Source organism: Synechococcus sp. GFB01 (genome assembly GCF_001039265.1).
GTDB lineage: Bacteria > Cyanobacteriota > Cyanobacteriia > PCC-6307 > Cyanobiaceae > NIES-981.
In genome coordinates, this window is sequence record NZ_LFEK01000022.1 from 1 (window position 1) to 12995 (window position 12995).

Genomic DNA, 12995 nt, shown 5'->3' on the forward strand with positions numbered 1-12995 from the left:
CCGAAACCTGCGATGGCCGGCCACAGCAAGTGGGCCCAGATCAAACGCACCAAGGCGGTGGTCGACGCCAGGCGCGGTGCCGTGTTCACCAGGCTCGGCCGGGAGATCATGGTGGCGGCCCGCGGCGGTGCCGATCCGGCCGGCAACTCTCAGCTGCGCACGGCGATCGAGAAAGCCAAGGCGGCCGGTGTGCCCAACGCCAACATCGAGAGGGCCATCGCCAAGGGGTCGGGCCAGCTCAGCGGTGAAGGCGCCACCTTCGAGGAGGTGCGCTACGAGGGCTATGGCCCCGGCGGCGTGGCCGTGCTGGTGGAGGCGTTCACCGACAACCGCAACCGTACGGCCGCCGACCTGCGCCTGGCCTTCAGCAAGCATGGCGGCAATCTGGGCGAAACCGGCTGCGTGGGCTATCTGTTCGAACAGCGCAGCGTGGTGCGCCTGGTCGGTGCCGATGGCGGTCCGATCGCCGAGGAGGCCCTGCTGGAGACCCTGCTGACCCTGGAGGAGCAGGGCGGCCCGGCGCCGTGGGCTATGAGCTGCTCGGGGATGGAGCCGAGGTGTTCGGAGCCTTCGCCGACCTGGAAGCGCTTCAGGCGGGACTGCGCAACCAGGGGATGGCCGTGGAGGCCTGGGAGCACCGCTGGATTCCCCAGACCAGCTGTCCGCTCAGTGAGCCCGAGCAGCTGCGTCGCTGCCTGAAACTCCTGGATGCCCTCGAGGAGCTTGACGACGTGCGCAGCGTGACCGCAAACCTCGAGGCCGACGAGGCGCTGCTGCATGCCCTCGCCGAGTGACGGCCAGACCGCTCATGGTCCCGCTGGCTGCATGGCCTAGGAGGCTGCTGAAATAGCGGTCCATCCGAGCCTTCCTGCACCGGATTCAGAGTCCAGAGTCCCTGACGCCTCCAATCGGAAGACGGTCTTGGCGTACTGGGCAGTGATCCCCGACGTCAGCGGCGAGGTCCAGCCGGACGATCGCTGCTGAGACCCTCGCACCTGCCCTTTCATGCCAGGACCTCCCGTGGGCTGAGCAGGTTGGCCAGGCGGATCAGGTTGTAGGCCACCACGTGCAGCCGAAACACCGCTCCCACCCGCGATCGCCCCCTGGTCTTGAGCTGCCGCAGTCCGGCGGCCTGTTTGATCCAGCCAAATACCTGCTCGATCCGTCTCCTGGCGTTGATCGAGCGGGCATAGCCCGCATGGCGAACGGTGCGGCCGTCGATGGCGGAGCGCCGGCGGGTCTGGATGTTCTGGGTGACATGGGGCGTGATGCCGGCGATGCGCAGATCGGCCACGAAATCCCTGGTGTCGTAGCCCTTGTCGGCCCCCAGTGTCTTCTGGTGGGCACCCGGCAGTGAGCGCGCCATCCGCACGGCCGCCGCACGCTCCCCGTAGCCGTCTGCTGGGGTGACCTCGCTGGCCACCACCAGACCGTGCCGGTTCTCCATCAGGCAGTGCCCCAGATAGCTGAGGAACGCCCCAGTGCTGTTCGACTTGCGGAACAGACGCGCCTCCGCGTCGCTGCTGGAGCGATGCGTCTGGTTGGAGAGCAGCAGGCCGCGGAAGTCGCCCTTGGCGCGCTTCTTCTGCTTGCCAGGAGATGATCCAAACCCATTCCCGCCACTGGACGGTGGTGGATCGTCGTCGATCCCATCGATCCGCTCCAGGGAGCCATGAGAGGCCCAGGCCCGCAGCAGGGTGCCATCCACGGAGAAGTGCTCGGAGCTCAGCAGCGGCATGACCTCCGGCGAGGCCAGCAGCAGCTCCAGGAACATCGCCATCAGCTCCTCGTTGAGCAGCCGGTCTCGGTTCTTGGTGAATGTGGTGGGATGCCAGACGGGATCGTCCGGGTTGAGGCCGACAAACCAGCGAAACAGCAGGTTGTAGTCCAGTTGCTCGATCAGCATCCGCTCCGAGCGGATGCCGTAGATCGCCTGCAGCAACAGGGCCAGCAGCAACTGCTCCGGCGGGATCGAGGGGCGGCCACCCTCGGGGTAGAGCCTGCAGAAGGTGGGGTGCAGCCGATCCAGCGCCTGATCGGCCAGCCGCCGGACCTGCCGTAGGGGATGGGCCTTGGGGATCCGATCCTCCGTGGAGACGTAGGAGAACAGGGGGCCGGTCCGCTCCTGCTGGCCGCGCATCCGCTCAGTGCCGTTGAGCCATTCTCCCGCGGCTGGGCTGCTTTTTCAGCAGCCTCCTAGCCGGGCTGATCGGCCGGCCCCAGCCCGGCCAGGGCGGCCGGATCGGCCAGGAGGGTGACGGCGGGATGCCCGTGCAGCCAACTGGCCGGCAGCGCAGGGCAGGGAGGATCGAGCAGCAGCCGGGCCAGCACGGATGCCTTGCTGGATCCGGTGACCACCAGCAGGATCTGTCGGGCCGACAGGATCTCCTCCAGGCCGAGGGTGATCGCCCGGGCNGGCACCGCCGCCGGATCGCCGCCGAAGGCAGCGGCATTCTGAGCCCGGCTGATCGGGCTGAGCTCCACGCAGCGACAGGGGGCCGCCGCCACCGANNNGGGCTCGTTGAATCCGACGTGACCGTTGAGCCCGAGCCCCAGCAGCTGCAGGCCGATGCCGCCCGCGGCGGCGAGCTCGGCCCTGTAGCGGCGCGCCTCGGCCGCCGGGTCGGACGCCAGACCGTCCGGCAGCCGCACCTGAGCGGGGTCCAGATCCAGGGGGGCCACCAACTGGCGAGCCATCGTGGCGCTGAAGGAGCGGGGGTCGGCGGAGCCGAGTCCGACGTATTCGTCAAGATTGAAACTGAGCCAGCCGGCGCGGAGGGTCCGGCGCTCGGCCGCCGTGAGGCGTCTCACCTGATCCGCCAGAGCGGCGTAGACAGGGTCCATAGTGCTGCCGGTGGCCAGTCCCAGCGGGAGCGGCGCGAGGCCTGAACCGGCCCCCTCATCCAGACGATCCCTCAGCAGCAGGCGGGCAGCTTCCGCCGCCACGGCGGCCACATCACTCCCCACCCAGAGATCGAACCCGCAGGCCAGGCGGCCGTGCTCAACGACCGCCATCCAGGGTCAGGGTGGTACCGCGGTAGTAGTGACGCAGGATCTGCTCATGGCTGCTGCCGCGCAGGGCCAGGCCATAGGCCCCCCACTGGCTCATGCCCACGCCATGGCCAAAACCGCGGCCGATCACCAGCAGGGCGGGTCGGGGCAGTTGCAGCGGCGGCTGGCCCTCCAGCACGGGCAGAGGCGGGGGAGGGGGCGGCAGGCTGGCCAGGGCGGACCCGAAGGCTGGGCTGAAGGAACGCCCCGGGCCCCGTGCCGAGGCCCTCAGGGAGGCCGGCATCGTGCGCCCCCCGGGGCGGCGGCGGCGGCGCTGGCGATCTCGGTGGACAGCAGTTCGAAGCGCACCAGGGTGCTGCGCAGACCGAGCCTGCTGCGAAGCTGGGCGCCGCTGAGCAGCAGACTGCCGCGGGGGCCCTGAACCCGGGCCTCGCGGATCCGACCGGTGGCGGTGGTGGACAGCACGGCGATCCGATCCACCCCCCCGGTCTCGGGGAAGGCCTGCTGCAGCTGCTCGGGCTCGAGGCGCTGCTGCCACTGGTTCACCGGGCTGTGCTCATCGAAATCAGGCACGCTCACGAGGTAGGGCAGCTGCTGTCTCCACAGATCGCCGCTGTTCTCGGTGCTCCCACCGCCGCTGCTGCTGTGAAACACCGTGTTGGCGAGCTGGCCGCCATAGGTGAGCACCTGGCCCCGGGTGGCCGCCACCGCCTCGCGGGTGGAAGGGGTCTCCGCCTCCACACCCTTGTAGACCTGGCTTTTCACGGTGGCACTCAGATCGAAGGGGGCTGTCGGCTTGCGCTCGCGCAGGGCATAGGTGCGGGCTGCCACCGCCTGGGCGCGCAGGGCCGCCTGGGGCCACGTGGCCGGCATCTCGCTGCCCACCACACTCGGCAGATAGCTCTCCAGAGGCACGTGGTTGATCGCCTGCAGGCTGGAGCCCTTGACGAGAATCTGCAGCCGGCCGCGATAGCGGCGCTCCAGCACCTGAAAATCCCCCGTGGCGTCGCCGCGGGCGGGGGCTGCGGCCTCCAGCCACATGGCGGCCACCGCGGGCAGGTTCCGGCTGCCGCTGGCGGTCTCCAGCTGCAGACGACCGTTGCTGAGGCGCAGGCGGGCCGGCGTTCCGGCGGTCAGGAGGGCGATGGGCGAAGCCGCCGAATCGCCCCCGCCGCTGCGCAGTTGGAGCGGGCGGTCGAGGGCGGCCAGGGCGACGACGTCACTCTCCAGCAGCAGCACCCGCACCTCNGTTCCGGCGGCGAACACCGGCGCCACCGCCGCCGTGCCCAGCCACGAACCGATCAGCAGCACGGCCGGTCCGATCGATCCGATCGATCTGAACAGTGGTGCCGGGCCCAGCAATGCCCGCCAGGGGGCCGAAGATCGCATCAAGGCGGCCGGGGAGCAATGGCGCAGCCCATTGTGCCCGGCGTGGCAGCATGCGCCAGAGATCACAGGGCCGTGCAGGTCACCTTTCTGGGCACCAGCTCCGGCGTGNCCACCCGGGCCCGCAACGTCTCGGCGGTCGCCCTGCGGCTGCCCCAGCGGAGCGAGCTGTGGCTGTTCGACTGCGGTGAGGGCACCCAGCACCAGTTCCTGCGCAGCGAGCTGCGGGTGAGCCAGCTGCGCCGCATCTTCATCAGCCACATGCATGGCGACCACGTGTTCGGGCTGCCGGGGCTGCTGGCGAGCATGGGGCTGGCCGGGACCTGCAGCGGCATCGACCTCTACGGACCGGACCCGCTGCGCGACTACCTGGAAGGGGTGCTGCGCACTAGCTCCACCCGCATCGGCTACCCACTGCGCAGTCACCGGGTGCGGCAGGCCGCTGCCAGCGCAGGCGTTCTCCTCGACGACGGCGACATCCAGGTGCGCTGCACGGCACTGAGCCACCGGATCCCCGCCTATGCCTATCGCGTGGATCAGAAGCCCCGGCCNGGCCGCTTCGATGTGGAGCTGGCCCGCAGTCTGGGCATCCCCCCCGGGCCGGTCTACGCCGAGCTCAAGGCCGGCCGCACCGTGACCCTGGCCGATGGCCGGATCATCAACGGCGCCAGCCTCTGCGGCCCGGAGCGCCCCGGCGCCAGTGTGGTGATCTGCACCGACACGGTGTTCTGCGAGGCGGCGGTGGAGCTGGCCCACGAAGCCGATCTGCTCATCCACGAAAGCACCTTTTCCCATGGCGAGGCGGAGCTGGCGATCGCCCGTCAGCACTCGACCAGCACCATGGCGGCCCAGACGGCCCTGGAGGCCGGTGTGAAGCAGCTGGTGCTCACCCACCTCAGCCCGCGCTACATGCCGGGCAATCCCACCACTCCCGACGACCTGCTGGCCGAGGCCCGGGCGATCTTCAGCAACACGCGGCTGGCCCACGACTTTCTCAGCATCGACGTGCTCCCGGCTGAGCCGGCCTGAGCCTGCAACAGTTCCCCCGATTCCGGTCCGGAGGCCCCTNCCCCCCGTGATACAAGGTCTGCGATGCGGTCTCACCGCCACACCGCCGGCTTCTCCCAATGGCCTCCTCCCTCCCTCTGGTTGTCGTCCGCAGAGCGCTGCGCAGTCTGCTCGGCAGCGTCGCCTCCGCCAGTCGCAGCCTGCTGGTGCTGCCCCTGATGCTGCTGTTCGCCCTGGCGGCCCCCGCCCAGGCGGCCCAGTGGAGTGCCGACCAGCTCACCGTGCCAGCTGGACCCGATGGCAGCACGGTGACCTTCAGCGAGCAGGAGATCAAGGCCGGTCGCAAGCTGTTCAACAACAGCTGCGGCGAATGCCATGCCGGTGGCATCACCAAGACCAACCAGAACGTTGGCCTCGACCCCGAGACCCTGGCACTGGCCACCCCCTCCCGCGACAACGTGGAGGCGCTGGTCGACTACATGAAGGATCCGACCAGCTACGACGGTGAGTATTCGATCTCCGACGTGCATCCGAGCCTCCGCAGCAGCGACATCTTCGTGAAGATGCGCGATCTCGACGACGAGGACCTGCGCCTGATGGCCGGCTACATCCTGGTGGCCCCGAAGGTTCAGGGCCAGCAGTGGGGAGGGGGCAAGATCTACTTCTGAGCCAGGGTCCTCACTTCTGCGGATCCAGGTCCCCAGAATCCAGGCTCAGGGGCGATTCTTCATTCCATCTCTCCAGCCAGCTCTGCAGCCAACAGACCGGTCTCCTCCAGGGGACCGGTCTTCTGTTTGACAAGCCGCTCCAACCGGTGCGACGCCCATCGCCCGTGAAGTCTGGTCCCTTCCGAGCTGCCGAGCGCGTCGTGGCGGGGCCCGGTGGGGCCACGGGATCAGTCGATGGGCAACGGCGGCAGATGATTGGCCGGGTCACAGGAGGCCGGCTGCTTGCTGTACCACCATTCCTGCAGCGCTGGCGACAGCCGCACCGCAAACAGGGTGAGAACCGTGCGGGTGGGCCGTGAGCCGGGCTGCAGCAGTTCCACCGCGTAGGACGGGCAGCGCCGGGCCGCCAGATCGGGCACCAGGCGCCTGCCGATGCGACGCCAGCTCGGCTCCTTGCTGCGCCAGGCCAACCGGCAGCACGGCCAGGGGAGCTCCTCACGGTCGAAGAGGCGGCAGCAGGCGCCCAGCACCCGGTAGCTGTACTGGCCGCCGGGACTGGGGTGCTCGGTGTCGGGTTGGAGCAGCAGCTCTGCTGTGGTGGTGTCCGGGGCGGTCACGGGCGGTGGCTCTGACAGCCATGAAAAAGCCACCCATCAGGGTGGCGGGAAGCGGTTGCCGCTGGGTCGGGAGCTCAGTAGAGCNTCTTCTTCNGGCGTGGGTNCTTGATGGTGCAGTCNGCTGGTNGGGTANGCCACGCAGGTGAGAACGAAGCCGGCTTCGATCTGATCGTCGTCGAGGAAGCTCTGATCGCTCTGGTCCACGGTTCCGGCGGTAAGCTTGCCCGCGCAGGTGGAGCAGGCGCCGGCACGACAGGAATAGGGAAGGTCGATGCCCTGCTCTTCAGCGGCGTCGAGGATGTACTGGTCGTCGGGAACCTCGATGGTCTTGTTGAGGCCCTCGCTCTCGTTGATGAGGGTGACCTTGTAGGAAGCCATGGAAGGGATTGGGGCTCACAGGCACCCGGGCATTCCGGGCCTGCAGGACCTGCCCTTCATACATCCGCCACCGGCGATTCCTGTCGATTTGGAAGAGGGCCGCCGGGAAGGCCAATCAAAGCGAGTGCACAGATCAGCGTGCCTTATGTCACACGCCGGATTGTGATCAGGCCCCAGCCGCTCTGCTGCGCCGTGAGCTGCGCGCGCCAACCCTGCCGCTCCAGCACCTGCTCGAGCCGTGGGACCTGCTCGACCAGGAGTCCGCTCAGCAGACCCAGGCCATCCGGAGCCAGCACGGTCTGGAACCCCTGGCTGAGGGCCTCGATCACAGGAGCCAGGATGTTGCAGAGCAGCAGATCGGCCGGACGGCCGGCCAGGAGCTCGGCGAGCACCTCCACCGAACCCAGCCCCACCTGCAGACGATCCGCGAAGCCGCTGACCGCGGCGTTGTCACGGCTGGCACGCACCGCCAGGCCATCGGTATCGGCAGCAGCCACCGCGGAGGCCCCGTGAAGCAGGGCCGCGATGCCGAGGATCCCGCTGCCGCAGCCCAGATCCGCCACCCGCATGCCGCCCAGATCACCGCCCCGCTGGTCGGCCAGCGCCTCGATCGCCTCCAGGCAGAGTCGGGTGGTGGGATGGCTGCCGGTGCCGAAGGCGCTGCCGGGGTCCATGCGGATCACCAGNCGCTGTGCATGCTCCGGGGGCAACGCCAGCCAGGCCGGCAGGATGAGCAGACGGCGGCCCACGGGATCCGGCTGCCAGTGCTGCTTCCAGCTGAGGCTCCAGNCCTCGTCGGACTGCAGTTCCCAGCGCAGCGGTGGCAGCTCCAGCCCGAAGGTGGCCGCCAGGGGATCCAGCGAGGCCCGGAGCTGCCGGCGATCGAGCTCAGGCCAGTCGGCTGATGGCAGCCAGGCCACCAGCTGGCGCTGCTGCGGCGCCTCGGGAGGATGCTGCAGGGCCACCCTGGCGATGCCCAGCTCTGAGAGCTTCCACAGCAGCGAGTCCTCCAGTTCGGGCGGGCAGAGCAGCTGCAACCGCCACCAGGAGGGGGTCATGGCGGGGGAGTCAGAGGGTCACCGGATGGGCTTCCTGGATCCCGTTGATCTCATGGATCGTGGCCAACAGGCTGGAGGGGATGGGGTCGTCAAGGCTGAGCACCATCACCGCATCGCCGCGCACGATGCGCCGGCCCACCTGCATCGAGGCGATGTTGACGTTGTGTTCGCCCAGCACCGAGCCGATCCGGCCGATGATGCCCGGCATGTCGCGGTGACGGGTGAACAGCATGTGGCGGCTGGGAGCCACGTTCACCGGGAATTCATCGATGGTGGTGACACGCAGCTCGCCATCGGCGAACACGGCGCCGGTGACGCAGTGGTTGCCCTGGCTGCTGCGGGAGCTGAGCTGCAGCGAGCCGCCGGCGTAGTCGCGGGCCGCGTCATCCTTGACCTCGAGCACATGGATGCCGCGCTCCCGGGCCTCGATGCCGGCATTCACGTAGTTGATCGAATCCCCCAGGGCGGTGGAGAGCAGGCCCTTGAGGGCGGCCACCACCAGGGGCTNGGGGGGGTGCTGGGCGAACTCACCCTGCAGCCTCACCTCCAGTTCACTGATCGGGCCGCCGGCGAGCTGGCTGAGCAGCTGCCCGAGCGTCTCGGCCAGCTGCAGGTGGGGCTTGAGCTGCTCCATCACCTCGGCATTGAGACCGGGAATGTTGACGGCGCTGCGAGCCGGCAGACCCAGCAGCACGTCATGGATCTGCTCGGCCACATCGATGGCCACGTTCTCCTGGGCCTCCGCGGTGCTGGCCCCGAGGTGGGGAGTGAGCACCAGCCGCTCCTTGACCGACCGCAGGGGTGAATCGCCGGCCAGCGGCTCGCTGGCGAAGACGTCGAGGGCGGCGCCGGCGATCACGCCGCTCTCCACCGCCTCGGCCAGGGCGGCCTCATCCACGATGCCGCCCCGCGCGCAGTTGACCAGGCGTGCCGTGGGCTTCATGGTGCGAAGGAGCTCCGCGTTCACCAGGTTCTCGGTGTCGGGCGTGCGAGGCAGATGCAGGGTGATGTAGTCGGCCTGAGCGAACAGCTCGGCCAGGGGCAGCAGATTCACCTGCATCTGCTGAGCACGCTCCGCCGACACGTAAGGGTCGTAGGCGAGCAGCTCCATGCCCATCGCCTTCGCCACCCGGGCCACATGGGAGCCGATCTTGCCGAGGCCCACCACACCGAGCTTCTTCTTGTAGAGCTCGTTGCCCACATAGGTCTTGCGGTCCCAGCCGCCGGCCATGGTGCTGGCATGGGCGTGGGGCACATGGCGCGACAGCGAGAGCATCAGCGCCAGGGCGTGCTCGGCGGCGGCGATCGTGTTGCCCTCCGGGGAGTTCACCACCAGAACGCCGCGGCGGGTGGCGGCGGGCACATCGACGTTGTCGACCCCGACGCCGGCACGACCGATGATGCGCAGCCTGTCGGCGGCATCGATGATGTCCGCGGTCACCGTGGTGCCGGAGCGGATCATCAGGCGTCGTAGTCGCCGATGATCGCCTTGAGCTCCGCGGGCGGCAGGCCGGTGCGCACATCCACGGTGGCCACCTGGGAGAGGATGTCGATTCCCGCCTGGTCGATGGGATCGGAGACGAGAACCTTGGTCATGCCCGGCGGGTTGAGAAGGGGGGCCGGGTGTGCAGTGTAGTGAGCGGCGAGAATCCCCCCAGTTGCAGAGGCCTGCCGGGTGACGACGAGCGTGGTGATGGTGTTCAGCGAGCGCAGCCGCCTGCAGGAACTCCGGGAGGTGCTGGCGGCCCAGCAGCCCCCACTGGCTCAGCTGGTGGCGATCGGCGCGGGTGAAACCGACCTGGCCGAGGTGCCACGACTCGATCCAGCCACGGCGCGGCGGCAGCGGCAGCGAGCCATGGCGCTCTGGCTGATCCCCTTCGGCTTCCTGGCGGGTCTCACCTTCACCTACATCACCGACCTCGACACCCTCGCCTTCTTCGGNCCCTGGAGCCAGCACCTGTTCGGGGNCCTGCTNGGGGCTGGCGTCGGGCTGGATGGGCAGCTTCGCCGCCGCAGCGAGCGTGCGCTCAGCCGACGACGACCGCATCCGCGGCCTGCGGAACCGCCTCGAGGAGGGCAGCTGGCTGCTGCTGGCCGAGACCCGACCCGGCGGCGAGCTGCCCTGGACCCTGGTGCAGCGCGCCCGGCCCCAGGCGGTGGTGCGGCTGGGCGATGGCTGAAGCCAGTGGAGGCCTGCTGCCACGGCGCCAGCTGCTGGAAGGCAGCCGCAGGCCACAGCAGCTCGAGGCGGTGATCGATGCGGCTGAGTGTGCCCTGCGCACCTGGGAGCCCAGCTGGACAGGCTTCCTCGATGGCGCCGCGATCGAGGAGGCCGAGACGCGCCTGGGCGAACTCAGCGAGCTGACCCTCAGCCGCCAGGGGGGATTCAGCGGCGCCGAGCGCTGCTGTCTGCTGCTGCAGCGGAGCGACAACGCCGTGGATCCCGCAGCGCTGGAGGCCCCGCTGGCGGGTCTGGAGATCAGCGGCAACTTCCTCTTCGATCCGGCCGAACCGGATGACGTGCGCGCCGGACTGCTCGACGCCGGGCTGCCATCCGAAGCGATCGGTGACATCTGGATGCGCGGCGATCGCGGCGCCCAGGCCCTGGTGCTGCAGTCGTGCGCCGCGGCCTGCCATGACCGCGAGGCGCTGGTGCGCACCGTGCCGGTGCGACTGGAGGTGCGCCGCGTGGAAGACCTTCAGCTGCCGGCGATGCGTCAGCCCCGTCGCTGCCAGAGCGTGGAGGCCTCCTGCCGGCTGGATGCGGTGGCCTCGGCCGGCTTCGGTGTCTCCCGCAGCCGCATGGCGGATTGGATCCGTGCCGGCCGGGTGCAGATCAACTGGGAGCCGGTCAGCACCCCGAGTCGCGAGGTGGCTGCCGGGGATCGGGTGGTGATCAGCGGCCGCGGCGCCTTGCGCATCGAGACGATCGAGGCGACCCGACGCAACCGCTGGCGGGTGGAGATGACGAGGCTCTAGGGCCCTGCGGGATCGGGCCGGGAGGGCAAAAGGCCCGGGCGACGGCCCCAAGGGAGGCTGCTAGGTTGGCGCCGGCCTGACGCGGGCACGAGCCAGCGGATTCCAGGACCCCCGGGCGATTAGCTCAGAGGTAGAGCACTACCTTGACACGGTAGGAGTCACTGGTTCGATTCCAGTATCGCCCATGTTCACTGCCGCCCCGGTGCGTGCTCCGGCGGTTGCACGGCCAGAGATACTGCCTGGCAAGTGAGCTGATCGCCGTTGGAGCCTGCAAGCCAGACCGTCGATCCCCTCAGGCAGGNAACCTCCGATGCCCTCACGGTGGTGATCGGTCTGGGGCGCTCCGGTGTCGGTGCCGCCCGTCTGCTGCATAACCGGGGCCAGCGGGTCTGCCTGATCGAGAGTCGCTGCACCCCAGGCCTGGAGGCCACCGCCAGGGAGCTGCGCGAACAAGGGATCGGGGTGGAGCTCGGCCTACCGCTCAGCGAGGCCAGCCTGAGCAGCCTCGGCCATCCCCTCGCCGCGGTGATCGTGAGCCCCGGGATCCGGTGGGACCATCCGGTGCTGGAGCAGCTGCGCCGCCAGGGCGTGGCCGTTCATGGAGAGCTGGTGCCAGCCTGGCGGGCCAGCCGGGACGTGCCCTGGATCGGCATCACCGGGACCAATGGCAAGACCACCGTGACCCATCTGGTCAGTCACGTGCTGTGTGAGAGCGGCATCGATGCCCCGATGGCCGGGAATGTGGGGCACTCCGCCGCCGAACGGGTGCTCGAGGCTCAACACTCCCCATCGGGCCTGCCGCAATGGCTGGTGGTGGAGCTCAGCAGCTATCAGATCGAGGCGGCGCCGGAGCTGGNCCCGCGCATCGGCATCTGGACCACCCTCACCCCCGACCATCTGGAGCGCCACGGCACCCTGGAGGCCTATCGCGCCATCAAGCGAAGTCTGCTGGAGCGCTCCAACCTGCGCATCCTCAACGCCGACGACCCCGACCTGCGCGNCCATGCCGCCAGCTGGGAGGAGGCCACCTGGGTGAGTGCCCGAGGCCGGGAGGAGTTGCCGGATGCCGAGCACCCCGCCCTGTGGATCGAGGCCGGGCGGGTGATGCAGCGCGACCGGGACGGCCGGGTGCTGGATGTGATGGCTGCCGATGCCCTGGCCATGCCAGGTGCCCACAACCGCCAGAACATGCTTCTGGCTGCAGCAGCCGGTCTGGCGGTGGGACTGGATGGCATGCAGCTGGAGCGCGCCTTCCGCACCTTCCCGGGTGTGCCGCACCGCCTGGAGCGGATCCGGACTCTCCAGGGCCTCACCTTCTTCAACGACAGCAAGGCCACCAACTACGACGCTGCCGCAGTGGCCCTTCAGGCACTGGCGGGACCGTTGCTGGTGCTTGCCGGCGGAGAGTCGAAGCGTGGTGATGCCGGCGGCTGGCTGGCGGAGTTGAACCGACAGGCCAGAGCCGTGCTGGTCTACGGCGCCGCTCAGGAGGAATTCGAGCATCTGCTGCGGCAGGCAGGCTTCCCCGGAACGATCGAGCGCTGGCCAGGTCTGGCCGAGGCTGTGCCCCGCGCAGCTTTGCTAGGTCGCGAGCTGGGCTGCCGCGCCGTGCTGCTCTCGCCGGCCTGCGCCAGCTTCGATCAGTACACCGACTTCGAAGCCCGCGGGGAGCATTTCCGCCAGCTGGTGGAGCAGCTCTGAGCAGCATCGAGCCGCCCCATAGCATCACCGCAGCAAGGGCAGCATTCGCCCCTTCCGCCGATGGCCTACTGGCTGATGAAGAGCGAGCCCGATGTCTACGGCATCGATGATCTCAAGCGGGAAGGCACCACCCTCTGGGATGGCATCCGCAACTACCAGGCCCGCAACTTCATGCGGTCGATGGCGAT

12 protein-coding genes, 1 tRNA gene and 3 pseudogenes are annotated in these 12995 nt (G+C 69.2%); 8 read left to right on the plus strand and 8 right to left on the minus strand.

Features of this window, described 5'->3' with window-relative positions; translation table 11 throughout:
* The first annotated feature begins 12 nt into the window (after positions 1 to 12).
* Positions 13 to 794 (plus strand): annotated as a pseudogene (locus SYNGFB01_RS04115) (YebC/PmpR family DNA-binding transcriptional regulator).
* Between the two features lie 209 nt (positions 795 to 1003).
* Here the strand turns inward: SYNGFB01_RS04115 and SYNGFB01_RS04120 are convergent.
* The 4 genes from SYNGFB01_RS04120 to SYNGFB01_RS16215 all read right to left on the minus strand — a co-directional run bounded on the left by SYNGFB01_RS04120 (position 1004) and on the right by SYNGFB01_RS16215 (position 4323).
* Positions 1004 to 2140: an IS5 family transposase gene (locus SYNGFB01_RS04120; RefSeq protein WP_048017051.1), complete on the minus strand. Its 1137-nt coding sequence runs from the start codon at positions 2138 to 2140 to the stop codon at positions 1004 to 1006.
* A 56-nt stretch (positions 2141 to 2196) separates the two neighbouring features.
* Positions 2197 to 3015, minus strand: coding sequence for a glucosamine-6-phosphate deaminase (locus SYNGFB01_RS04125; RefSeq protein ID WP_048017052.1), 819 nt, complete (start codon positions 3013 to 3015; stop codon positions 2197 to 2199).
* Positions 3002 to 3190, minus strand: a complete 189-nt coding sequence (locus tag SYNGFB01_RS16210; RefSeq protein WP_200900056.1) for a hypothetical protein — start codon at positions 3188 to 3190, stop codon at positions 3002 to 3004. Before SYNGFB01_RS16210 ends, SYNGFB01_RS04125 begins: the two co-directional genes overlap by 14 nt.
* An 89-nt stretch (positions 3191 to 3279) precedes the next feature.
* A complete protein-coding gene (locus SYNGFB01_RS16215; protein ID WP_369795477.1) occupies positions 3280 to 4323 on the minus strand; it encodes a SpoIID/LytB domain-containing protein in 1044 nt (347 codons plus the stop codon).
* Between the two features lie 150 nt (positions 4324 to 4473).
* On the opposite strand from SYNGFB01_RS16215, the gene rnz reads away from it, so the two are divergent.
* Together rnz and psbV are read left to right on the plus strand one after the other, a co-directional pair.
* Positions 4474 to 5427 carry a ribonuclease Z gene (gene rnz, locus SYNGFB01_RS04140; protein WP_048017054.1) on the plus strand — a complete coding sequence of 318 codons (954 nt, stop codon included), beginning with the start codon at positions 4474 to 4476 and terminating at the stop codon, positions 5425 to 5427.
* A 98-nt stretch (positions 5428 to 5525) separates the two neighbouring features.
* Positions 5526 to 6074: a photosystem II cytochrome c-550 gene (psbV, locus tag SYNGFB01_RS04145; RefSeq protein WP_082325864.1), complete on the plus strand. Its 549-nt coding sequence runs from the start codon at positions 5526 to 5528 to the stop codon at positions 6072 to 6074.
* Between the two features lie 227 nt (positions 6075 to 6301).
* Here psbV and SYNGFB01_RS04150 read toward each other — a convergent pair whose 3' ends face one another.
* The 4 genes and pseudogenes from SYNGFB01_RS04150 to serA all read right to left on the minus strand — a co-directional run bounded on the left by SYNGFB01_RS04150 (position 6302) and on the right by serA (position 9723).
* Complete coding sequence (locus SYNGFB01_RS04150; protein ID WP_048017055.1) at positions 6302 to 6691, minus strand: hypothetical protein; 390 nt, start codon at positions 6689 to 6691, stop codon at positions 6302 to 6304.
* Positions 6692 to 6765: 74 nt separating this feature from the next.
* Positions 6766 to 7069, minus strand: a pseudogene (locus SYNGFB01_RS04155) (ferredoxin).
* 143 nt (positions 7070 to 7212) lie between these two features.
* Positions 7213 to 8127 (minus strand): 50S ribosomal protein L11 methyltransferase, encoded by a 915-nt coding sequence (gene prmA, locus SYNGFB01_RS04160; RefSeq protein ID WP_048017056.1) that lies wholly within the window; start codon positions 8125 to 8127, stop codon positions 7213 to 7215.
* Between the two features lie 10 nt (positions 8128 to 8137).
* A pseudogene (serA, locus tag SYNGFB01_RS04165) lies at positions 8138 to 9723 on the minus strand (phosphoglycerate dehydrogenase).
* A gap of 398 nt (positions 9724 to 10121) precedes the next feature.
* On the opposite strand from serA, the gene SYNGFB01_RS16220 reads away from it, so the two are divergent.
* From SYNGFB01_RS16220 to SYNGFB01_RS04190, 5 genes are all read left to right on the plus strand, one after another.
* Positions 10122 to 10307, plus strand: coding sequence for a hypothetical protein (locus tag SYNGFB01_RS16220; protein WP_369795478.1), 186 nt, complete (start codon positions 10122 to 10124; stop codon positions 10305 to 10307).
* Positions 10300 to 11106: a photosystem II S4 domain protein gene (locus SYNGFB01_RS04175; RefSeq protein ID WP_048017057.1), complete on the plus strand. Its 807-nt coding sequence runs from the start codon at positions 10300 to 10302 to the stop codon at positions 11104 to 11106. The genes SYNGFB01_RS16220 and SYNGFB01_RS04175 overlap by 8 nt, the downstream gene beginning before the upstream one ends.
* 113 nt (positions 11107 to 11219) lie before the next feature.
* Positions 11220 to 11291, plus strand: a tRNA-Val gene (locus SYNGFB01_RS04180).
* Positions 11292 to 11367: 76 nt separating this feature from the next.
* Positions 11368 to 12807, plus strand: a complete 1440-nt coding sequence (gene murD / locus SYNGFB01_RS04185; RefSeq protein WP_048017058.1) for a UDP-N-acetylmuramoyl-L-alanine--D-glutamate ligase — start codon at positions 11368 to 11370, stop codon at positions 12805 to 12807.
* 60 nt (positions 12808 to 12867) lie between these two features.
* Positions 12868 to 12995: EVE domain-containing protein (locus SYNGFB01_RS04190; RefSeq protein WP_048017059.1), on the plus strand; the 128-nt coding region annotated here is incomplete at its 3' end.